The organism is Paracoccus aminophilus JCM 7686 (genome assembly GCF_000444995.1).
GTDB classification, from domain to species: domain Bacteria; phylum Pseudomonadota; class Alphaproteobacteria; order Rhodobacterales; family Rhodobacteraceae; genus Paracoccus; species Paracoccus aminophilus.
The window spans coordinates 329082-347061 of sequence record NC_022049.1 but is presented as its reverse complement, the minus strand read 5'-3'; the positions used below and the strand labels follow the sequence as shown (position 1 = coordinate 347061).

General features: G+C 66.3%; 20 protein-coding genes. 11 read left to right on the top strand and 9 right to left on the bottom strand.

The window, feature by feature from the left end; all coding sequences use genetic code 11:
* Window positions 1-259: 259 nt before the first annotated feature.
* The 3 genes from JCM7686_RS19690 to JCM7686_RS19680 all read left to right on the top strand — a co-directional run bounded on the left by JCM7686_RS19690 (window position 260) and on the right by JCM7686_RS19680 (window position 2875).
* A complete protein-coding gene (locus tag JCM7686_RS19690) occupies window positions 260-1369 on the top strand; it encodes a helix-turn-helix transcriptional regulator (protein ID WP_236635903.1) in 1110 nt (369 codons plus the stop codon).
* A 91-nt stretch (window positions 1370-1460) separates the two neighbouring features.
* Window positions 1461-2114 (top strand): 3-oxo-tetronate 4-phosphate decarboxylase, encoded by a 654-nt coding sequence (gene otnC / locus JCM7686_RS19685; RefSeq protein ID WP_020952476.1) that lies wholly within the window; start codon window positions 1461-1463, stop codon window positions 2112-2114.
* Complete coding sequence (locus JCM7686_RS19680) at window positions 2111-2875, top strand: hydroxypyruvate isomerase family protein (protein ID WP_020952475.1); 765 nt, start codon at window positions 2111-2113, stop codon at window positions 2873-2875. The genes otnC and JCM7686_RS19680 overlap by 4 nt, the downstream gene beginning before the upstream one ends.
* Before the next feature lie 63 nt (window positions 2876-2938).
* On the opposite strand, the gene JCM7686_RS19675 is transcribed toward JCM7686_RS19680, so the two are convergent.
* The 3 genes from JCM7686_RS19675 to JCM7686_RS19665 all read right to left on the bottom strand — a co-directional run bounded on the left by JCM7686_RS19675 (window position 2939) and on the right by JCM7686_RS19665 (window position 4541).
* Entirely contained in the window at window positions 2939-3337 is a 399-nt protein-coding gene (locus JCM7686_RS19675; RefSeq protein WP_020952474.1) for an acyl-CoA thioesterase, read from the bottom strand.
* 163 nt (window positions 3338-3500) lie between these two features.
* Window positions 3501-3992 (bottom strand): MaoC family dehydratase, encoded by a 492-nt coding sequence (locus JCM7686_RS19670; RefSeq protein WP_020952473.1) that lies wholly within the window; start codon window positions 3990-3992, stop codon window positions 3501-3503.
* Window positions 3993-4088: 96 nt separating this feature from the next.
* On the bottom strand, window positions 4089-4541 hold the full coding sequence (locus JCM7686_RS19665; protein WP_020952472.1) for an Lrp/AsnC family transcriptional regulator: 453 nt from the start codon (window positions 4539-4541) through the stop codon (window positions 4089-4091).
* A 102-nt stretch (window positions 4542-4643) separates the two neighbouring features.
* Between JCM7686_RS19665 and JCM7686_RS19660 the strand changes: the two genes are divergently transcribed.
* Window positions 4644-5297 carry a LysE family translocator gene (locus JCM7686_RS19660; protein ID WP_041528163.1) on the top strand — a complete coding sequence of 218 codons (654 nt, stop codon included), beginning with the start codon at window positions 4644-4646 and terminating at the stop codon, window positions 5295-5297.
* A 12-nt stretch (window positions 5298-5309) separates the two neighbouring features.
* Here JCM7686_RS19660 and JCM7686_RS19655 read toward each other — a convergent pair whose 3' ends face one another.
* Window positions 5310-5975 (bottom strand): TetR family transcriptional regulator, encoded by a 666-nt coding sequence (locus JCM7686_RS19655; protein WP_020952471.1) that lies wholly within the window; start codon window positions 5973-5975, stop codon window positions 5310-5312.
* Between the two features lie 229 nt (window positions 5976-6204).
* On the opposite strand from JCM7686_RS19655, the gene JCM7686_RS19650 reads away from it, so the two are divergent.
* The 3 genes from JCM7686_RS19650 to JCM7686_RS19640 all read left to right on the top strand — a co-directional run bounded on the left by JCM7686_RS19650 (window position 6205) and on the right by JCM7686_RS19640 (window position 9319).
* On the top strand, window positions 6205-7437 hold the full coding sequence (locus tag JCM7686_RS19650; RefSeq protein WP_020952470.1) for an MFS transporter: 1233 nt from the start codon (window positions 6205-6207) through the stop codon (window positions 7435-7437).
* Window positions 7438-7727: 290 nt separating this feature from the next.
* Window positions 7728-8498: an HAD family hydrolase gene (locus JCM7686_RS19645; protein ID WP_020952469.1), complete on the top strand. Its 771-nt coding sequence runs from the start codon at window positions 7728-7730 to the stop codon at window positions 8496-8498.
* A complete protein-coding gene (locus JCM7686_RS19640) occupies window positions 8495-9319 on the top strand; it encodes a sugar phosphate isomerase/epimerase family protein (RefSeq protein ID WP_020952468.1) in 825 nt (274 codons plus the stop codon). Before JCM7686_RS19645 ends, JCM7686_RS19640 begins: the two co-directional genes overlap by 4 nt.
* Window positions 9320-9387: 68 nt before the next feature.
* On the opposite strand, the gene JCM7686_RS19635 is transcribed toward JCM7686_RS19640, so the two are convergent.
* On the bottom strand, window positions 9388-10092 hold the full coding sequence (locus tag JCM7686_RS19635) for a DUF1109 domain-containing protein (protein ID WP_020952467.1): 705 nt from the start codon (window positions 10090-10092) through the stop codon (window positions 9388-9390).
* On the bottom strand, window positions 10089-10670 hold the full coding sequence (locus JCM7686_RS19630; protein ID WP_020952466.1) for a sigma-70 family RNA polymerase sigma factor: 582 nt from the start codon (window positions 10668-10670) through the stop codon (window positions 10089-10091). The genes JCM7686_RS19635 and JCM7686_RS19630 overlap by 4 nt, the downstream gene beginning before the upstream one ends.
* Window positions 10671-10910: 240 nt before the next feature.
* Between JCM7686_RS19630 and JCM7686_RS19625 the strand changes: the two genes are divergently transcribed.
* The 3 genes from JCM7686_RS19625 to msrQ all read left to right on the top strand — a co-directional run bounded on the left by JCM7686_RS19625 (window position 10911) and on the right by msrQ (window position 12964).
* Window positions 10911-11387, top strand: coding sequence for a hypothetical protein (locus JCM7686_RS19625; protein WP_020952465.1), 477 nt, complete (start codon window positions 10911-10913; stop codon window positions 11385-11387).
* A gap of 100 nt (window positions 11388-11487) precedes the next feature.
* The gene (msrP, locus tag JCM7686_RS19620) at window positions 11488-12384 is read left to right on the top strand and encodes a protein-methionine-sulfoxide reductase catalytic subunit MsrP (protein ID WP_020952464.1); all 897 of its coding nucleotides are present in this window, start codon (window positions 11488-11490) and stop codon (window positions 12382-12384) included.
* Window position 12385: 1 nt separating this feature from the next.
* Window positions 12386-12964: a protein-methionine-sulfoxide reductase heme-binding subunit MsrQ gene (gene msrQ, locus JCM7686_RS19615; RefSeq protein ID WP_041528161.1), complete on the top strand. Its 579-nt coding sequence runs from the start codon at window positions 12386-12388 to the stop codon at window positions 12962-12964.
* Window positions 12965-13017: 53 nt separating this feature from the next.
* On the opposite strand, the gene JCM7686_RS19610 is transcribed toward msrQ, so the two are convergent.
* Window positions 13018-13815, bottom strand: coding sequence for a 2-keto-4-pentenoate hydratase (locus JCM7686_RS19610; protein WP_020952462.1), 798 nt, complete (start codon window positions 13813-13815; stop codon window positions 13018-13020).
* Between the two features lie 244 nt (window positions 13816-14059).
* Window positions 14060-14950: an SDR family oxidoreductase gene (locus tag JCM7686_RS19605; RefSeq protein WP_020952461.1), complete on the bottom strand. Its 891-nt coding sequence runs from the start codon at window positions 14948-14950 to the stop codon at window positions 14060-14062.
* A 107-nt stretch (window positions 14951-15057) separates the two neighbouring features.
* Between JCM7686_RS19605 and JCM7686_RS19600 the strand changes: the two genes are divergently transcribed.
* Window positions 15058-15969, top strand: coding sequence for an AraC family transcriptional regulator (locus JCM7686_RS19600; protein WP_020952460.1), 912 nt, complete (start codon window positions 15058-15060; stop codon window positions 15967-15969).
* 46 nt (window positions 15970-16015) lie between these two features.
* Here the strand turns inward: JCM7686_RS19600 and JCM7686_RS19595 are convergent, their stop codons facing one another.
* Entirely contained in the window at window positions 16016-17854 is a 1839-nt protein-coding gene (locus JCM7686_RS19595) for an aromatic amino acid ammonia-lyase (RefSeq protein ID WP_020952459.1), read from the bottom strand.
* Window positions 17855-17980: the final 126 nt, after the last annotated feature.

The window sequence follows — 17980 nt, the reverse complement described above, 5'->3', positions numbered from 1 at the left end:
AATGGTAGCACTGCAGCCAGTTTTGACACACCATCGGCAGGTCGATGTCACTCGGGGCGCTGGCGTCCCGCGCGCGTTGGCGTAAAATGCGACCCATGGCCCCAAGCGGGCCCTGCGCGCGCCGGGGGCCTGAACCCCGGCCTTGCACCCCATGCCTTTCGTTTTCGACCCGCCTCTGTGTTCTCTTTTGCGACCCGCCCGCTCTCCCGAACCCGCTCTCCCGATCTGCGCCCCCAACCTGCCGCCCGAACGTGCCACCATGACCGTGCCCCCGATCAGCTCCTCTCTTGACCTGCCGGTTGGCGGCAATCCGGTTGCGGCCGAACAGGTGCTGCGCGCGCGAGCCCCCCGTATCGGAGCGGGGGCGGCCAGCGATGAAGCATCCGCGCAAGATCGCGCGTCTGCACCGGCTATGCCGCCTGCCGCCTCTTCGGCGCCCCGTCCGGCAGCCCTTCCCGCGACCCGCTCGCGGACGCGGGTGCCCGCAAGCCTCGCCACGGGGCCGACCGCGCCGATTTCGGCCTATCTCGCGGCCTCGCCCCATGCGGAGTTGCGCGGCGGGCTGGATCTGGGCTTCGGGCGCTCGGTCAAGCTTTGGCGCAACCGCGATGCGTTCGTGCGCTATGACGCGCCCGCCGGGCATACGCTCAGCTTTTATTCCAAAGGCGGCGCGGGGACGCGCCGTTTGGATACGCCGGGGGGCCCCGCGCGCGGCTGGCAGGGCGCGGTTTGCATGATGCCCGAGGGGCTGAGCTCGGAATGGGAGATCACCGAGAGCTTCGAATTCGTCCATATCAACCTGCCCGATGACGAGCTGCGGCTGGCCTATGCCGAGACCTTCGACCGCGATGCCCGCGCCGTCGATGTCGCCGATCTGACCTATGCCGATGCGCAGGGCATGGCCGCGCCCTTTCTGGCGTTGCAGGCGGCGGCGCTGTCGGGGCAGGCGATCTGGGCCGAAGAGGCCGCGACCGAATTGCTCGCCGCGCTCTTTTCCGAAAGCCGCTTTGTTGCGCGCTGCACCGGGCGGCTTGCGGGTGGGCTCAGCCCGAAAAGTCTGGGCCGGATCCGCGAATTCATCGAGGCCAATCTCGACCAGCCGCTGCATCTGCGCGATCTCGCCGGGCTGGTCGGTCTGAGCGAGTTTCACTTTCAGCGCAGCTTTCGCGCCAGCGTCGGCGTGACCCCGCACCGGCTGATCCAGCATCGCCGCATCCAGCGCGCGAAGGCGCTGATCGGCGCGGGCGAGCCCTTGGCGCAGGCCGCCGCCGCCTGCGGTTTCGACAGCCAAAGCCATCTGAGCCGCGCCTTCAAGGCCGCGACCGGGCTCACGCCCGGGCGCTACCGGCTGGATCTGCGCCCGAGCTGAAACGCTGCTGAGACGCGGGCGAGGCCCCTTGCGCATGGCGCGAATGCGGCGAGAATGCCGCCGAAATCCGGGCTGATCCGAGGGGGGCATGATGAGCGAGGAAGCGCGGCTGCGCGAAAGGATCTGCCTGCTGGCGGCCTCGATGTTTGATCGCGGGCTGACGGCGGGCTCAACCGGGAATATCTCGGCGCTGACGCCGGACGGTGGGCTGCTGGTCTCGCCCACAGGGACCAGCTTCGGGCGGCTCGACCCGGCGCGTCTGGCGCATTTCGACGCCAAGGGGCGCCAGATCGGCGGCGACAAACCGACCAAGGAAATGCCGCTCCATTCGGCCTTCTACCAGACGCGCGCGCGGGCGGGGGCGGTGGTGCATCTGCATTCCTGCCACGCGGTCGCGCTCTCGACCCTGCCGGATCAGGACGCGGAAAACTTTCTGCCCGCGCTGACGCCTTATGCCTATATGCAGCTCGGCCGCGTCCGGCTTTTGCCCTATTTCCGCCCCGGAGACCCCGAGATCGGCACGGCGGTGCGCGGGCTTGCGGGCAAAAATTCGGCGGTGATGCTGGCCAATCACGGCCCGGTCGTCGCCGGTCGCGATCTTGAGGGCGCGTGCAATGCGATCGAAGAGCTCGAGGCCACCGCGCGGCTGGCGCTTTTGCTGCGCGGGGCAACGCCCAATCTGCTGACCCCGGCTCAGGTCGATGAGCTGGTCCGCATCCATGACATCGCCTGGGGGGATGAATGACGCGCCTGTCTGCCAATCTTGGATTTCTCTGGGCCGATCTGCCCTTGCCCGAGGCGATCCGCGCGGCGAAGGCCGCAGGCTTTGACGCGGTCGAATGCCACTGGCCCTATGAGACCCCCGCCGCAGAGACCGCCGCCGCTCTGGCCGAGACCGGGCTCGTGATGCTCGGGCTGAACACGCGACGCGGCCAGCCCGGCGAAAACGGGCTCGCCGCTTTGCCCGGGCGCGAGGTCGAGGCGCGCGCCGCCATTGACGAGGCCTTGGCCTATGCCCGCGCCATCGGCTGCGGCGCGGTCCATGTCATGGCGGGCTTTGCTGCGGGCCCCGAGGCGCGGGCGGTCTTTCTCGGCAATCTCGCCTATGCCTGCCAGGCCGCGCGCGCCGATGGCATCACCATCCTGATCGAGCCGCTGAACCATTACGATGCGCCGGGCTATTTCCTGCAAGGTTCGGATCAGGCGGCTGCGCTGATCGCCGAGGCGGGGCATGACAATTTGCGGCTGATGTTTGACTGCTATCATCTCCAGATCATGGAGGGCGATGTCTCGCGCCGTCTCGCCCGGCATCTGCCGCTGATCGGCCATATCCAGATCGCCTCGGTCCCCGATCGCGGCACGCCCGATCATGGCGAGCTCGATTATCGCCACATCGTGGGCGTGCTCTCTGGGCTGGGGTGGAGCCGTCCGCTTGGCGCGGAATATAAACCGACCCGCCTGACCGGCGAGACGCTTGGCTGGATGGCGGCCTTGCGCGCCGGGTGAGGCGGGGCAAGGTCAGGCAGCGTCGCGTCGCTGTTCCCGAAGCGCCGCGCCCGCTGGCTGCGGTCAGACCTGCTCTGCTGCCGGATGGATGCGCCGCGCCGCGCCATTGCTGTCGATGGCGACGAAGGTGAAAACCGCCTCGGTCACCTTCTCGCAATCATCGCTTTCGCGCGGGCGACGCCAAGCCTCGACATGGATCTGGATCGAGGTCCGCCCGACGCGCACCAGATCGGTGAAAAGCGAGACCTCATCGCCGACCTTGACGGGGCGGTGAAACTTCATGCCCTCGACGGCAATGGTGGCGCTGCGCCCGCGCGCGGTCAGCGCGGCAACGCTGCCCGCGGCGAGGTCCATCTGGCTCATCAGCCAGCCGCCGAAGATATCGCCTGCCGGATTGGTGTCGCCGGGCATGGCAATCGTCCGGATGGTCGGCGTGCGTCCGCCGGTCGCGTGGTCGTCCATCTCAGCTCTCCCCCCGAGCGTTGTTTCCTGTTGGTGCCGCAGCGACCTTGCGCGGCCGGGGCATCTTGCGCAACTTTCATGCGTGGCGCGCAAAAACGCCATTGCGCAGAAAGGAGGGGGGGTCTGCGAGAAAAGGCGGAGGCTGCCGCCCCAAAGAGGCCGCTTAAGCCGGACGGCGGAAGGTCAGGATGCGGGTCGTGACGTTCTGAAGCACCTCGCCGCGCTGGTTCAGCGTCTGGGTGTGGACGGTGACAAAGCCGCGATCGGGCTTCGAGCGCGAGGGCGTGATCTCCAGCACCCGCGCCACGGTATGCAGCGCGTCCCCCGGTCGGGTCGGTTGCGGCCAGCCGATCTCTGCCCCCGCGCCTATCAGCCCGCTGCCAATCGGCAGGCTTTCGGTCAAAAGCCGCATCGTGATCGCCATCGTCTGCCAGCCGCTTGCGGCAAGTCCTTGAAAGAAAGTGTCTTTCGCGGCCTCTGGGTCAATGTGGAAGGGCTGGGGGTCATATTGGCGGGCAAAGGCGATGATCGCCGCCTCGTCGAGCGGATAGCTGCGGCTGGTGAATTCCTGCCCAACGGCGAGATCTTCGAGATAAAGCGGGCGCAGCGGCGCGACCTGATCCGCGCTGTCACGGGCTTTGATATCATTGGCCATCTCATCCCCTTTCGATTAGATCACATTGGTAATCTAAAAAAGAGCGCCTCCCGGCGCAACCCCGCTTCCTCGCAACCCTTCCAAAGCGGCTCCGGTTCAAAGTGGCAGGGGCCGCCGCGCGATTACCGTCTTCATCACCAGCGTCGAGGTCAGGCGCTGAACCGAGGGCAGCGCCAGCAGATGCTCGTCATAAAGCTTCTGGAAGGTCGCGAGATCGCGGGTCACGATCTGAAGCATGTAATCGGGATCGCCAAACAGCCGCTCGGCCTGAACGATTTCGGGGATGCGCGGCAAAGCGGCTTCGAAATCAATGACCTGCGCGCCGCTGACCTGTTGCAGCGTCACGAAGACGATGGCCGAGAAATTCAGCCCGACCTTGCTTGGATCGACGGTGGCGCGATAGCCGTTGATGACGCGCGCCTCTTCCAAAGCGCGCACGCGGCGGTGGCAGGGCGACAGGCTCAGCCCGACGCGTTCACCAAGCTCGGTGACAGAAATTCGCCCCTCGCGTTGCAGTTCGGCAAGAATTTTTCGGTCAATGCTGTCCATGAGGAAGAATATAGCCGAGATCGCCGAGTGACAGCAAGGATGCGCAAGCACATTGCCGGATGAACACCATATCCTTGCGCTTCTGGATATGGAGTGACTCGCATGGATGCCTCGCTGCTTTTCGCCTTTTGGCTGCTGTCGATCTCGCTGGTGATGACGCCGGGCGCGGATTGGGCCTGTGCGATTACCGCGGGCATGGGCCAGCGCGCGCTGCTGCCGGCGCTGTCGGGGATGCTGCTTGGCTATGTCTGGGTGACGCTGCTGGTCGCGGCGGGGGCCGGGGCGCTGGTCGTGCATTTCCCGCTGCTTTTGCGCGCGCTGACCGTGCTGGGGGCGGGCTATCTTCTGTGGCTCGGCATGCAGGCTTTGCGCCATCCGCCAGTGCCCGCAGCGGCAGGGACCGGGACCGGGCCCGAGATCGAGATCGCGCCCGGCGCGACGGCTGGACGCGCCTTCGGCTGGGTCAAGCGCGGCTTTGTCGTCAGCGGCACCAACCCCAAGGTTTTGCTGCTCTTTCTGGCGCTGCTTCCGCAATTCACCACGCCCAAGGCGACGCTGCCGGTGCCGATGCAGGTCGCGGCGCTTGGCGGCATCCAGATCGTGAATTGCGCGCTGGTGCTGTGGCTGGTCGGGCAGGGCGCGCGGGTGATCTTGCGCCGGAAACCCGAGGCCGCGCGCTGGCTTGGCCTGTTTTCGGGCGGCGCGATGATCGTGATCGCGCTGGCGCTGCTGGCAGAGCCCTTCGTGATCGGCTGAAAGATGGCGGGCTTATTCTTGCGCCTTGGCGTCTACGCGAGCTTCGGTCACGGCTTCGGCTTCTGCCGCGCGGATCACCGCCGTGCGCAAAGGCGCGATCCAAGGCGCGCTGGCGCTGGCCTCGCCCAAGACGCGCGCGCCGATCATCGCGGCGAAAAGGACCAGCGCCTCATCAGAGAGGCTCTCGCCTGGCGGCGGCGCTTCGGGCCGCGCCGGATTGGCAGCGGTGCCGGGATCGGCGAAACGCGCGAGCAGCGCCGCGACGCCGTCGCGATAGGCCAAGCCGCTGTCCTTGCTTGCGGGTTCCGAGGGCGCGGAGTGTTCGGCACCGGGGGCGGCGAAGGCGATCATCGGGCAACGCTGCTCGGGCGTCGGGCGCAGGTAATGGCGCACCAAAGCCGCGCGCAGCGCCGCAGTCCCGGCGCCCTCCTCGGGCTGGGCGGCCGCCAATCTGGCCCAGCCTTCATCCGATTGCGCAAAGGCGAGCGCCGTCGCCTCCGCGACCAGCGCCTCTTTCGAGGCGAAATGTTTGTAAAACCCGCCCGTCGTCAGCCCGGCGGCGGCCATGATATCGGCGACCGAAACCCGCTCGGCCCCAGATTTGCGAAAGAGATCCGAGGCGGCTGCCAGAATCCGCAGCCGGGTGCGCGCGGCTTCTTCCTTGCTCGATCGACCCATGCTCATCCTTCCCGTCTGCGGCGCCGGACCGCGCCTCGTCTGGCTTTGCGCGCAAACCCGAACGCCGCCCGAACGCTGCCCAAACCCTAAGGCAGAAGCGGCCCCGCGCGCAACCAAAGCGGGCGCGGGCGGTGCTTGACGCTGCGCTTCGATTAAAATAGATCACATACATAATCTAAAAATGCAACGCCTTTCCAGACCCGTCGAGGTCGAATCACCGGAGCTTCCCATGACGCAAGACGAGCCCGCCGCAGGTCAGCGGCTCAAAACCTGGACGGTGCTGATCTGCGCGGCGACAATCGTGACCATCGCCATGGGGATCCGGCAGGCGTTCGGGCTGTTTTTGCGCCCGATCGAGCTGGATCTCGGCATCACCCGCGAGGCGTTTGGTCTGGCGATTGCGCTGCAAAACCTCGTGCTTGGGCTGGCGCAGCCGGTGATTGGTGCGATCTCGGACAAGCATGGCGCGGGGCGGGTCGCGGCGATTGGCGGGGTGCTTTACGCGCTTGGCCTCGTGCTCGCGGCGGGAATTTCGAGCGCCTTTGGCCTGACGCTCTCGCTTGGCGTGCTGGTCGGTTTCGCCATGACCGGGACGACCTTTGTCGTGGCGATTGGCGCCGCGACCCGTGCGGTCGCGCCCGAAAAGCGCGGCATGGCGGCGGGTGTCGTCACGGCGGGCGGCTCGTTTGGTCAGTTCCTGCTCGTTCCAGTCGCGCAGGCGCTGCTTGACAGCTATGGCTGGCGCGAGACTTTCGTGATCTACGCCGCGCTGGCCGCGCTCATGGCGCTTTTGGCCATCGGCATCGCCGGACGCCCGCAAAGCCCGGCGCAATCGGGCAGCGGCCCCGTGCAAAGCTTCGGCGCGGCGCTGCGCGAGGCTTTGTCGCATTCGGGCTTTTGGCTGCTCAACCTTGGCTTTTTCGTCTGCGGCTTTCACGTCGCCTTCATCGGGACCCACCTGCCCGCCTTTCTCGCCGACAAGGGGCTCGACCCGGCGGTGGGGGCGCGTGCGCTGGCGCTGATCGGGCTTTTCAACATTCTCGGCTCTTATGTCTTCGGCATGATGGCGGATCGGTTGCGCAAGAAATATGTGCTCGGCGCGATTTATCTCGCCCGCGCGCTGGTCATGGTGGTCTTCCTGAGCCTGCAGATCACCGCGCTTTCGGCCACGGTTTTTGCCTGCGTTCTGGGCTTTCTCTGGCTTGGCACCGTGCCGCTGACGAGCGGGCTGGTCGCGCAGATTTTTGGCGTGCGCTATGTCTCGACGCTTTTTGGCATCGTGTTCCTGTCGCATCAGGTCGGCGCGTTTTTCGGCGCTTGGGGGGCGGGCTATGCCTATCGCGTCACCGGCTCTTATGACTTTGCCTGGCAGGCCTCGATCGGGATTGCGCTGCTGGCGGCGGTGATCCATTGGCCGATCAACGACCGCCCGATGGCGCGGCTCGGCGCGGCGGTGCGCTGACAATGGCGCGCGCGGCGCAGGTGCTTCTGGTCGCGGTTCTGGCCCTGCTGCTGGTGGCGGCAGGGCTGCTGTGCTGATCGCCGGGGGGTCTCTCAACCCAAGGGCGTAAATTTCGCGCCGCGTTCATCCAAATTTCACCCCAGAGTCGTCAAAAGGTTACCGAGCGGGCCCAGAAGGCGGCGCGAGAGGCGGATTTCTTCGGCCTTGGTTCGAAAGAGAGCGCCATGACCGCCTGTCCCGATCCGAAACACGCGCGCCGACATGTCGCGCACCCGAGGGCTGTCTGAGCGATGGGCACGCCTGCGCTCGCCTCTGCCGGGCCCGGTGCCCTGCCGCTTGCCGGTTTCGACCCGGCGGATCTGTCGCCCATGCGCCGGATCGAGGCGGTTCTGTTTGACTGCGACGGCGTCTTGCTCGACAGCGAGCCTCTGAGCGCCGCAGCCCTCGCCCAAGCGATCAGCGCCGCTGGTGTGACGCTCAGCGCCGAAGAGGCCGGGCGGCTTTTTTCTGGCACCTCGGGCGCGGTGACGCAGGCTTGGCTGGCGCAGGCGGGGCTGGACGCGGCCAAGGTTTTTGCCGAGGCGGATGCGCGTCTTTTTGCGATGTTTGACCAGGCCGTGCCGCAGATCCCGGGGGTCGAGGCCGTGCTGGCCGCGCTTGATCTGCCGATCGCGGTCTGCTCGAATTCGATGCTGCGCAGGCTGGAACGCTCGCTGATGGCGAGCCCGCTCGCGGCCTATTTCGGGCGCCATATCTATTCCGCCGATCACGTCGCCCGCGCCAAGCCCGCGCCCGATCTGGTGCTGCACGCCGCGCGCGCGTTGGGCGTCGCGCCCGAGGCCGCGCTCTTCATCGACGACACGCCCCACGGGCTTGCGGCAGGCGTCGCGGCGGGCTGCCTTGCCGTGGGCTTTGTCGGCCCGTCCGAGCGCCGCCCCGATCAGGCCGAGCGTCTGCGCGCGGCGGGCGCGCATCATATTGTCTGTGGCATGGCCGAGTTTCATGCTCTGCTGGCCCGACTGCTTCCCCTTGCCCCCACTCGATCGCAGGATCTGACATGACCGACCTTCCCCTTCTCGGCGCGGCGATGACCACCGATGAACTCGCGGGCTTTCGCGACTTTATCCTCAGCGAGAACCGCGATCTCGAGTTGCAGGATTTCGCCGAGATCCCGCTGCTCAATGGCGATTGGAAAAGCGTGGCCGACCGCGCGCTTGGCCTTCTGGCGGGCTATCAGGGGCGCTTGGGCATTCATGGCCCGTTCTGGGGACTCAATATCGCCAATCCCGACCCCGATCTGCGCGCGCTGATCACGCGCAAGCATCTGCAGGGGCTCGAGGTTTGCGACTATCTGGGTGCGACGCAAATGGTGATCCATTCGCCCTATTCGACCTGGGATTTCCACAATCTCGACAATGTGCCCGGCGGGCGCGCCCATGCTCGGGTGATCGCGCATTGCCACGAGACCATGGCGCCGGTCGTCGCGCGCGCCGAAGAGATCGGCGTGACCATGGTCATTGAAAATATCGAGGACAAGGACCCCGATATCCGCCGCCTGCTTGCCGACAGCTTCAACTCGCCCGCGATGGCGGTTTCGGTCGATACCGGGCATGCCCATTACGCCCATGGCGCGACCGGGGCGCCGCCGGTCGATTACTACATCCGCCGCGCCGGCGCGCGGCTCGCCCATGTCCATTTGCAGGATGCCGATGGCTATGCCGACCGCCATTGGGCGATTGGCGAGGGCAATATCGGCTGGCATGGCGTCTTCCGCGCTCTGGCCGAGATCGAGCCGACGCCGCGTTTGATCCTCGAGCTGAACGACAATCGCGGGCTGCTGGCCTCGGTCGCTTGGCTGCAAGAGCAGGGCCTCGCGCGCTGAGTGGCGCGCTTAGACGGTGCAGTCAGACGGGCGCTTAGACGGGGCGCCTAAACCGGGCGGGCGCGGCGTTATCCGGCCGCCCATCGCGCCCCGGCCACCGCGGCGAGGGCGCCAAGCGCCGCCGTCAGGCCGATCCCGGCGCTATACCACAGCGCGATGAAGGGCAGCCCGGTTTCGGGGCAATGAAGCGCATAGACCAGCGTGCCCGCGCCCCCCGCAACCAGCCCCGCCGCCGCCCCGGCAAGGCCCGGGCGGGTCGGCTCGATCCGGCGCAGCACGGCCAGAAGCGCGGCCAGCACCGGCGCGCCAACCAGCGCGATCAGGAAAGGGCAGACCAGCGCGGTCGTGCCAAAAATCAGCGCATGACGGGCCTCGGCGGGGGCAGAGATGACATTCGCAAGCGCAAGCCCGGCGGCCAAAACCAGCAGCGCCAGCACGGCAAAGACCGGCGCGCGCGCCCCGCCCAAGGGACGCGCCAGCCGGTCGAGCGCGGCAAAACCCGCCGCCGCCAAAGCTCCGGCATAGCCGAGCTTCAGCCACAGGACCGGGCCTTGCGCGGCAGTGCCAAGATCGGGGCGCAGGCCCAAGACCGCCAGCATGACCAGCACCGCGCCGCAAAGCCCAAGCCCCAGCCCAAGCAGCAGACGCCGGGGCAGGGCATGGCGCGGCACCGGGCGCAGATCCGCGACCAGATGTTCGATCAGCGCGCGCTCGCTCTCGGCGCGGTCAGCGATTGCGGGGCCTCTGCCCTGTCTCGCGTCGGAATCGCTCATGCGCCGCCTCCCAATCGGTTCTTCAGCGCGGCCAATCCGCGATGGATGATGACCTTGACCGAGGCCACGCTCAGCCCGGTCTCGGCGGCGGTCTCGGCCAGAGTTTTGCCCTCGAGCCGGACCTTGGTGATGACATCGCGCGAGCGCGCGGGCAAAGCCGCGAGCAAGGTCTCGACATCGCGGCGGTCCTCGGCCTGCGCGGCATGGGGCTGGGGGTCGGCCAAGAGATCGGCGAGATCGTCGAGCGGCAGCGGCAGGCCCGCGCGCGCGCCTCGGCGTTCGCGGCGCAGCGTGTCGATCAGCTTGTGGCGCGCGATCGCATGGACCCAGGCCAAGAGCGGCAGCGCGGGATCGAAGGTCAGGCGGCGGTTGTGGATGGCGAGCAAAGTGTCCTGCACAAGATCATCGGTCTGCGCGGCCAGCCCATCAAAAAGCCGCCGCTGGAAATAGGTGCGAAGCCGCGGGGTCAGCGCCTCGAGGAGCGCGCGGTAAGCCGGACCGTCCCCGTCAAGCGCGGACAGCATCAATCGCTGGAGCTCATCTTCACTGAGGCGTTCACTGGGGCGCGTCGAGGTCACATCTCGTCTTTCGCAGGACGGCGGGCAAAGGTTACAGCACTTGCGCAAAAAAGCGCTGGCCCGCCGAAAAAACGCAGGCCCGCCCAAAAAACGCAGCGGCGGGCGAAAAGGGCGCGGCGGTTTGCGCAATTGGCCTTCACGAAGCCGTGCGGGCTGTAACCAAGCGGGCGGCGCGGACGAAGACATCTTGGACAGATCGCGGAAATCCCTTGCGCGACTGATCCCACAGCGGAGCCTCCGATGCTAGCCAGACCCGTTCTTCTGACCGCGATCCTTCTTCTGCCCTTCGGCGCGTTGCAGGCGAGTGCCGCGCCACAGGCGGCGATGACGCCCGCCGCGACCTCTGACGCCGCGATGAGCGGCGACTGCGGTCCGATGGCCGCGGGCGCGGCGATGGCGACCGACACGACCACCACGATGGACAAGGCCATGCCGAAGGCCGAGGATATGGGGGCCGGTAAAATGGGGGCCGATAAAATGGCAACCCAAGCCGCGCCCGATTGCATGGGTGCGGGCCAGATGGGCCAAAGCAAGATGGGCAAGGAGAAGATGGGCGCGGCGGCCAAGATGGGGTCCAAATCGGGCGAGATGAAGGCGGGTCGCGCGAAATCGGGTCACGCGAAATCCGGCCATACGAAATCGGGGGCGATGACCAAGACCCAAATGCCCGACCAAGGCAAAGCCGCGCCGGCAACCGCTCTGCCGATGGCGAAGTGAGACGGCAGCGCCTCGGCCCGGCCTTGGCCGGGCGGGGCAAACTCGGCGCGTCGCGCGCCACCACCGGCCGCGCCTGCGACCATTTTGGAAAGGGAATGCCATGAAACTGCGCTGGTCCGATGTGACGCCGAAAGCCTCTTATCTGAACCGCCGCGCCTTTCTTGCCGCCGGAGCCGTCTTCGCGGCCGCTCCGGCCTTTGCATTGACGGGCAAGATGTCGGGCTATTCGACGGATGAAAAGCCGAACACCCTGAAAGAGATCACCAATTACAACAACTTCTACGAATTCGGCTTTGGCAAGGAAGACCCCGCAAGCTATTCCGGCAACTTCAAGACCGATCCTTGGAGCGTCGAGATCGCGGGTCTGGTCGATAAGCCCGGCAGCTATGGCGTCGAAGACATCGCCCCCGATTCCGCGCTGGAGGAGCGCATCTACCGGCTGCGCTGCGTCGAGGCCTGGTCGATGGTCATCCCCTGGCTCGGCGTGCCTCTGGCCGGCGTGCTGAGCAAGGCGGGCGTGCAGCCAAGCGCGAAATTCGTCGAGTTCCAGACCGTGCTCCGGCCCTCGGAAATGCCGGGGCAGGCGCAGAAGCTGCTCGATTTTCCCTATATCGAGGGGCTGCGGCTCGATGAGGCGATGAACCCGCTGACCCTGCTTGCGACCGGGCTTTATTCGGAAAAGCTGCCCAATCAGAACGGCGCGCCGATCCGGCTGGTGGTGCCGTGGAAATACGGGTTCAAATCGGCGAAATCCATCGTCAAGATCACGCTTACCGACCGCCAGCCGGTCTCGACCTGGCAAAAGCTGCAACCGGCGGAATACGGCTTTTACGCCAATGTGAACCCCAAGGTCGATCATCCGCGCTGGTCTCAGGCCAGCGAGCGGCGCATCGGCGCGGGGCTTTTCGCGGGGCGGCAAGAGACGCTGATGTTCAACGGCTATGGCGATCAGGTCGCGGGGCTTTATAGCGGCATGGATCTGGCGAAGAATTACTGAAATGATCCGCAAACTGAATGGATATCTGCGCCGGATCCCGGTCTGGGCGGTCTGGCTTTTCGGTCTGGTGCCGCTGGCGCTTCTGATCTGGGACACGCTGATGGGCGGGCTCGGCGTCGATCCGATTGCCGATCTCGAGCATCGTCTGGGCCGGACCGCGCTCTATTTCCTGATCGCGGGGCTGGCGGTGACGCCGCTTTTGCGGCTCGGGCGGCTTAATCTGATGCGCTTTCGCCGGGCTTTGGGGCTTTTGGCCTTCAGCTATGCGGTGCTGCATGTGCTGGTTTGGGTCGTGCTCGATATGGGTTTGAGCTGGGGGCAGATGCTGGGCGATCTGGTCAAGCGGCCCTATCTCACGGTCGGGATGCTGGCGGCGCTGGCCTTGGTGCCGCTGGCCGTGACCTCGAACAATTGGTCGATCCGCAAGCTTGGCGGGGCCGAGTGGCGGCGGCTGCATCAGCTCGTCTATATCGCGGTACCTGCGGCGGCGATGCATTTTCTTTGGGTCGGCAAGGTCGCCAAGCCCGAGCCGATCCTGTGGCTGGGCGTGGCGGTGGCCTTGCTGTTGGTGCGTTTGTAGTTTGTAGATTTGTAATCTGTAGGCGGCGCTAAACCGCATCCGACAGCCGCATCCTACCGCGCCTCCTCCGCAAAGACCGCCGTGACCGGGCCAAACCCTTCGATCCGCGCGGTGAAGCTTTGCCCGGGCGCGACCGGCGACATTGGCCCCAAAGCGCCCGAGAGCACGACCTGACCCGCCTGAAGCGGCGCGCCGAGCGCGGCCATTTTCTGCGCGAGCCAGACCACCGCATTCAGCGGATGGCCAAGACAGGCCGCGCCGCCGCCCTGCGACACGCCAAGCCCATCCGCCGTCATCTGCATCCGCGCCGCGCGCAGGTCGAGATGTTCGAGCCGGCGCGGCGAGCCGCCCAGCACGAAGGCCGAAGACGAGGCATTGTCGGCGATCGTATCGACCAGCCCGATGTTCCAATCCGCAATCCGGCTGCCGACGATTTCCAGCGCGGGCAAAGCGTAGTCAATCGCGCGCAAGACTTCGGCAAAGCCCGGCCGCTCCATATCCAGATCGCGGCCGAGAACGAAGGCGACCTCGGCCTCGATCTTGGGTTGATGCAGCGCCACCATCGGGATCGGCAGGCCCTCGGGGAACCACATATCGTCAAAAAGCACGCCGTAATCGGGCTGATCGACGCCCAATTGCTGCTGGACCGCAGGCGAGGTCAGCCCGATCTTGGTACCGATCACCCGCACCCCCGCGGCGCGCTTGAGCTGGGTGTTGATCGCTTGAATCGCATAGGCATCCGCGGCGGTCAGACCGGGATAGGTCTCGCGCAATGGGGCGATGAAGGTGCCGCTCGCGCTCGCGTTGCGCAGCGCCGAGGCGGCATCGGACAAGACGGCAGGATCGGTCATCTTCTGGTTCCCGAGCAAAGAGAGGTCAGCTTGATTTGACCTCAAAATCAGGCGTTGTCCAATCTCCACTGCATCTGTTTCGCCTTTCCAGACGCAGCATGTGAGACAGATTGTCCCGGCTGTGCTTATAGGGGCGAAGTGTTAAGGCGCGTTTAACACCGGGGCGGTTTTCGGCCCCTTTGGGGCGGGTCGCGTGGAGGCAAATGGCCCCCGCGCGCCCCTCGACCCGCACCGCCCGAACCATTCAGAGCAGATCGTCGATCAGCCCCGGCCCGACCGGTTGCCAGCCCAGCCGGGCGCGGGTCTGCGCGCTCGATGAGCTCGCGTCCCGCGTCGCGAAATGCTGGAGCCAGCCGAAATGGGCCGCCCCCTCCTCGGGCGAGAGCGGCTCGACCGGCAGGCCGAGTTTCGCGCCAATCGCCTCGGCGATCTCGCGAAACGGAATCGCGCTTTCGGCCACCGCATGATAGCGCGCGCCGGGCTGGCCCGCCTCGATCGCGAGCCGGTAAAGCCGCGCGACATCGCTGACATGGGCCGCACACCACGGATTCGCGCCCGCGCCGACATAGGCCGAGACCCCAAGCCGCGCCGCATGGGCGATCAGATCCGAGACAAGCCCCTGCCGGTCGCGGTCATGGACCTGCGGCAGGCGCATCACCGAGATATTGACGCCTTGGGCAAGCACCGCTGCGCCCGCTTCTTCCGAGGCGGCGCGCGGCGCAAAATCCGAACTCAGCGCCGGATCATCCTCGGTCACCGGCCCCTCGGCCCGGCGCGCGGCGACCATGGTCGTCGAGGTGATGAGCAGGGGCTTTGCCGTGCCGCGCAAAGCTGCGCCAAGATTGGTGATGATCTGACGGTCGGTCTCGCAATTTTCTTTGAAGCGGGCGAAATTATGGTCGAAAGCGAGATGGATCACCGCATCGCAATCCGCGACCGCCTCGCGGAAATCGGTCCGGGCGTCGATGCCCTGCAGCTGAACCGCCGCGCCCTGCGCGCGCAGCTGATCCGCCCCCGCCTCTGATCGCGTCAGCCCCAGCACCTGATGGCCCGCCGCGCGCAGCTCTGCCACGACATGCTGGCCGAGAAAGCCGGTGGCTCCGGTGACGAAAATCCGCATGATCTGTTCTTCCATTTCTGATGGGTCATTCCTGATGGGCTTGAAGCTAGGGCGCGTCTTCCATACGATCCATGCGAGAACGTCCGCTTTTCTTTCGCCATCGTCCGGGACACGCCACAATCATGGATCCGCTCTCTGATATCTTGCGGCTGCTGCGCCCGAAAAGTTCGATCACCGCCGGGCTTGATGCAGGGGGCGATTGGGCGATCCGCTTTGACGATCAGGTCGGGCGGATCAAATGTTACGCGCTGATCCGGGGCGCCTGCTGGTTGGCGCTCGAGGGCGAGGCGGCCCCGGTCCATCTGCAGGCGGGCGAGTGTTTCGTGCTGCCGCGCGGGATCTCGTTTCGGCTCGCGAGCGATCTCAGCCTGCCCGCTGAGACCGCCGCCGAGGTCTTTGCCCCGGCGCGCGGCGGCGGGCGCGCGGTTTTGAATGGCGGTGGGATGTTGCTCGTCGGCAGCCGGTTCGAGGTCGATCCCGGCGCGCGGATTTTGCTGCAAAGCCTGCCCGCGATCCTGCATCTGCGTTCGGTGCGCGCGCAATCGGGGCTGCGCTGGTCGATCGAGCGGCTGATGGCGGAGCAGCGCGAGGCCCGCCCCGGCGCGGCTTTCGCCGCCGATCACCTCGCGCAGATGATGCTTCTCGAGGCGATGCGCGCGGCGCTCGAAAGCGGCCCGCCTGCCGGGCAGGGCTGGTTCGCCGCTTTGGCCGATCCGCAGCTGCGGCTGGCCTTGGGCGCGATCCATGCCGATCCGGCGCGAAGCTGGACGCTGGCCGAGCTGGGCCGGGCGGCGGGGCTCTCGCGTTCGGTTCTGGCCGAGCGCTTTCACCGCAGCGTCGGCGAAACCCCGATGCGCTATCTCACGCGCTGGCGCATGGCCTTGGCCGCCGAAGAGCTGCGCATTCCTGGCCGGACGCTGGCCCAGATTGCTCCGGCTTTGGGCTATGGCTCGGAGGCGGCGTTTTCGACCGCCTTCACCCGCGTCATGGGAAAATCCCCGCGGCGCTATGCCAGCGAGGCGGGGATGCTTTGAGGCGAAAGGCCCGGCCCGCGCGGGCCGGGGCAGGGACGGACAGCGATCAGTCCGGCATCATGCCCGCGCGCGGGATCGGACGCGCGGCGGGCGGGGTCGGGCCGCCCGAATAGAAGCTCGCCGCCGGATGGGCCCACATGAACTCATAGGCGATCATGCCGGGCGCGCGGGCCGGGCGCTGATCTGCGGGCATCCGCCACGGGATCTCTTTGCGCAAGGCGGCATGAGCCGCGGTGGGCGCCGCGCCGAATTCGCGGCTCGGGTCCTGCAATTTGCGGATATCGAGCCAATAGGTCGCGGTGAGCAGATCCTGCGCCAGAAGATGGGACATCAGGCTGACGGCTTGGCGCGCGCGCTGGCCTTTCATCCGGGTCTGCGCCTCAAGATCCTCGACCGTGGCGACGATGGCTTGCCCGTTCGGCGTGACCGGATTGCCAAGCTCGGCCAGCTCTTGCCAGAGATCGGTCGGCAGATAGCCCCCGCGCGACGGCGGGTTCTCGCTGGCCGTGCCCTTCTCGATCACATCCGAGGGTGTGATGACGGTGAAGAACGGGTTGTTGAAGCGTTCCAGCCGCTGCGCCACCGCTGCGCCGGCATTGGTGAGCGCGATGGTGAAGGCCTCGGTTTCATTGGCGATCGGATAGGGGTCCCAATTGGCGTTCGAGAAGATATAGCCCGATTTCCCGCCACTGAGCGGCCCGCCCTTGACGTGGTATTTCATGAATTGCGAGCTGGAAAGCTCCCACGAACTGTCGGGGCCAATGCCGGGCACCACCGCCGGGTTGTGGTCCGAGGAGTTGATCGCGATTTGCAGCGAATCGCGCAGGTTCGCCCAAGCCATCCAAGCCGAGCCCTGACGCTGGGTCGAGGCGCGCATACTGATCGGGTCCTGGATGATCCGCGCGGGATCGGCTTCAAAAAGATAGCTGCCCTTGACCATATCAAGCACGCGCGCCGCGTCCCAATTCAGCCAATCATAGGGCCGCATCGCCTGCACCGGCGCGGAAATCGGCGTCAGGCTGGAGTTCATGCCATTCAAGGCAATCGCATAGGAAAGGTCAGCCCAATCAAGCACTTCGCGCCCGTCCGAGACCACCATGACCAGCTGCGCATAGGCATAGGCATTGGTGGAAATCAGCGCGGCCTCATCGGCGGCGGTCGGGACCAGAGGCTTCAGCCCGGCCTTTTCCAAGGCCTCGGCGGCGGGCATCCGCTTGCCCTCGAAATAGGCCTCTCCCGCGCCGACCATCGCGGCGGCAATATTGCCCATCGTCGGCAGATCGCCCTCGCCAAGCGTGCCGCGCGACATCACGATGGGCGTCACGTGATGGTTGAGCATCAAGGGCAGCATCCGCACGAGATCGGGGCTCGCGGCCTCATAGGTGATCGTATTGGCGCGGATCGCCATGATCGCGCGCACCAGCTCTTCCTCGAAGATCTCGGGCGGATAGCCGCCCTTCGCGCCGTTTTGAAAGCGCGCGAGCTGCTGCTTTTTCAGCATCGCATCGTTTTCGGGCGAGGTCGGATCGCCGTCGAAAATCACCGTCTCGCGGTTCGAGCCCGAGCCACGGTTGAACCAATAGATCGGCATGCCCTCGGCGGCGCCTTGCAGCAACAGCCCGTAGGCATCGGCGGCGCGTTGCAGGGCCTCGGGGCTTTGCTCGACCTTGGCGCCGTCGCGGGCGATTTCGATCACTTGCTCGACCGTCAGATCGCGGCCGGTGAGCGTGACCGTCTTCTCTGCCGCCTTGGCGGTGATCGGTTGATAGCGCGGTTCGGGATTGAAGTCTGCGGCGGCGTAAGGCGCGCTGGTCGCGAGCCCGAAGTGAAAAACAACAACGCCAAGTGAAAATCGGATTGTCTTGGTACGATCGTGAAAACTCATGTCTTCCCTCCGTATCATTATGAAATGTCGGCTTATCGTCCGGGATGTCCTGTCTTCAGCTGAATGGTTCCATGAGCGGACCAATTCACAGATCCGTCAACCCGATTTTTTATCGGCAGGGGAATT

What these genes read in the sequence shown, in the direction of transcription:
- JCM7686_RS19690 (WP_236635903.1), top strand. Translation starts at nt 260, where the DNA reads ATGACCGTGCCCCCGATCAGCTCCTCTCTTGACCTGCCGGTTGGCGGC.
- otnC (WP_020952476.1), top strand. Translation starts at nt 1,461, where the DNA reads ATGAGCGAGGAAGCGCGGCTGCGCGAAAGGATCTGCCTGCTGGCGGCC.
- JCM7686_RS19680 (WP_020952475.1), top strand. Translation starts at nt 2,111, where the DNA reads ATGACGCGCCTGTCTGCCAATCTTGGATTTCTCTGGGCCGATCTGCCC.
- JCM7686_RS19675 (WP_020952474.1), bottom strand. Translation starts at nt 3,337, where the DNA reads ATGGACGACCACGCGACCGGCGGACGCACGCCGACCATCCGGACGATT.
- JCM7686_RS19670 (WP_020952473.1), bottom strand. Translation starts at nt 3,992, where the DNA reads ATGGCCAATGATATCAAAGCCCGTGACAGCGCGGATCAGGTCGCGCCG.
- JCM7686_RS19665 (WP_020952472.1), bottom strand. Translation starts at nt 4,541, where the DNA reads ATGGACAGCATTGACCGAAAAATTCTTGCCGAACTGCAACGCGAGGGG.
- JCM7686_RS19660 (WP_041528163.1), top strand. Translation starts at nt 4,644, where the DNA reads ATGGATGCCTCGCTGCTTTTCGCCTTTTGGCTGCTGTCGATCTCGCTG.
- JCM7686_RS19655 (WP_020952471.1), bottom strand. Translation starts at nt 5,975, where the DNA reads ATGGGTCGATCGAGCAAGGAAGAAGCCGCGCGCACCCGGCTGCGGATT.
- JCM7686_RS19650 (WP_020952470.1), top strand. Translation starts at nt 6,205, where the DNA reads ATGACGCAAGACGAGCCCGCCGCAGGTCAGCGGCTCAAAACCTGGACG.
- JCM7686_RS19645 (WP_020952469.1), top strand. Translation starts at nt 7,728, where the DNA reads ATGGGCACGCCTGCGCTCGCCTCTGCCGGGCCCGGTGCCCTGCCGCTT.
- JCM7686_RS19640 (WP_020952468.1), top strand. Translation starts at nt 8,495, where the DNA reads ATGACCGACCTTCCCCTTCTCGGCGCGGCGATGACCACCGATGAACTC.
- JCM7686_RS19635 (WP_020952467.1), bottom strand. Translation starts at nt 10,092, where the DNA reads ATGAGCGATTCCGACGCGAGACAGGGCAGAGGCCCCGCAATCGCTGAC.
- JCM7686_RS19625 (WP_020952465.1), top strand. Translation starts at nt 10,911, where the DNA reads ATGCTAGCCAGACCCGTTCTTCTGACCGCGATCCTTCTTCTGCCCTTC.
- msrP (WP_020952464.1), top strand. Translation starts at nt 11,488, where the DNA reads ATGAAACTGCGCTGGTCCGATGTGACGCCGAAAGCCTCTTATCTGAAC.
- msrQ (WP_041528161.1), top strand. Translation starts at nt 12,386, where the DNA reads ATGATCCGCAAACTGAATGGATATCTGCGCCGGATCCCGGTCTGGGCG.
- JCM7686_RS19610 (WP_020952462.1), bottom strand. Translation starts at nt 13,815, where the DNA reads ATGACCGATCCTGCCGTCTTGTCCGATGCCGCCTCGGCGCTGCGCAAC.
- JCM7686_RS19605 (WP_020952461.1), bottom strand. Translation starts at nt 14,950, where the DNA reads ATGGAAGAACAGATCATGCGGATTTTCGTCACCGGAGCCACCGGCTTT.
- JCM7686_RS19600 (WP_020952460.1), top strand. Translation starts at nt 15,058, where the DNA reads ATGGATCCGCTCTCTGATATCTTGCGGCTGCTGCGCCCGAAAAGTTCG.
- JCM7686_RS19595 (WP_020952459.1), bottom strand. Translation starts at nt 17,854, where the DNA reads ATGAGTTTTCACGATCGTACCAAGACAATCCGATTTTCACTTGGCGTT.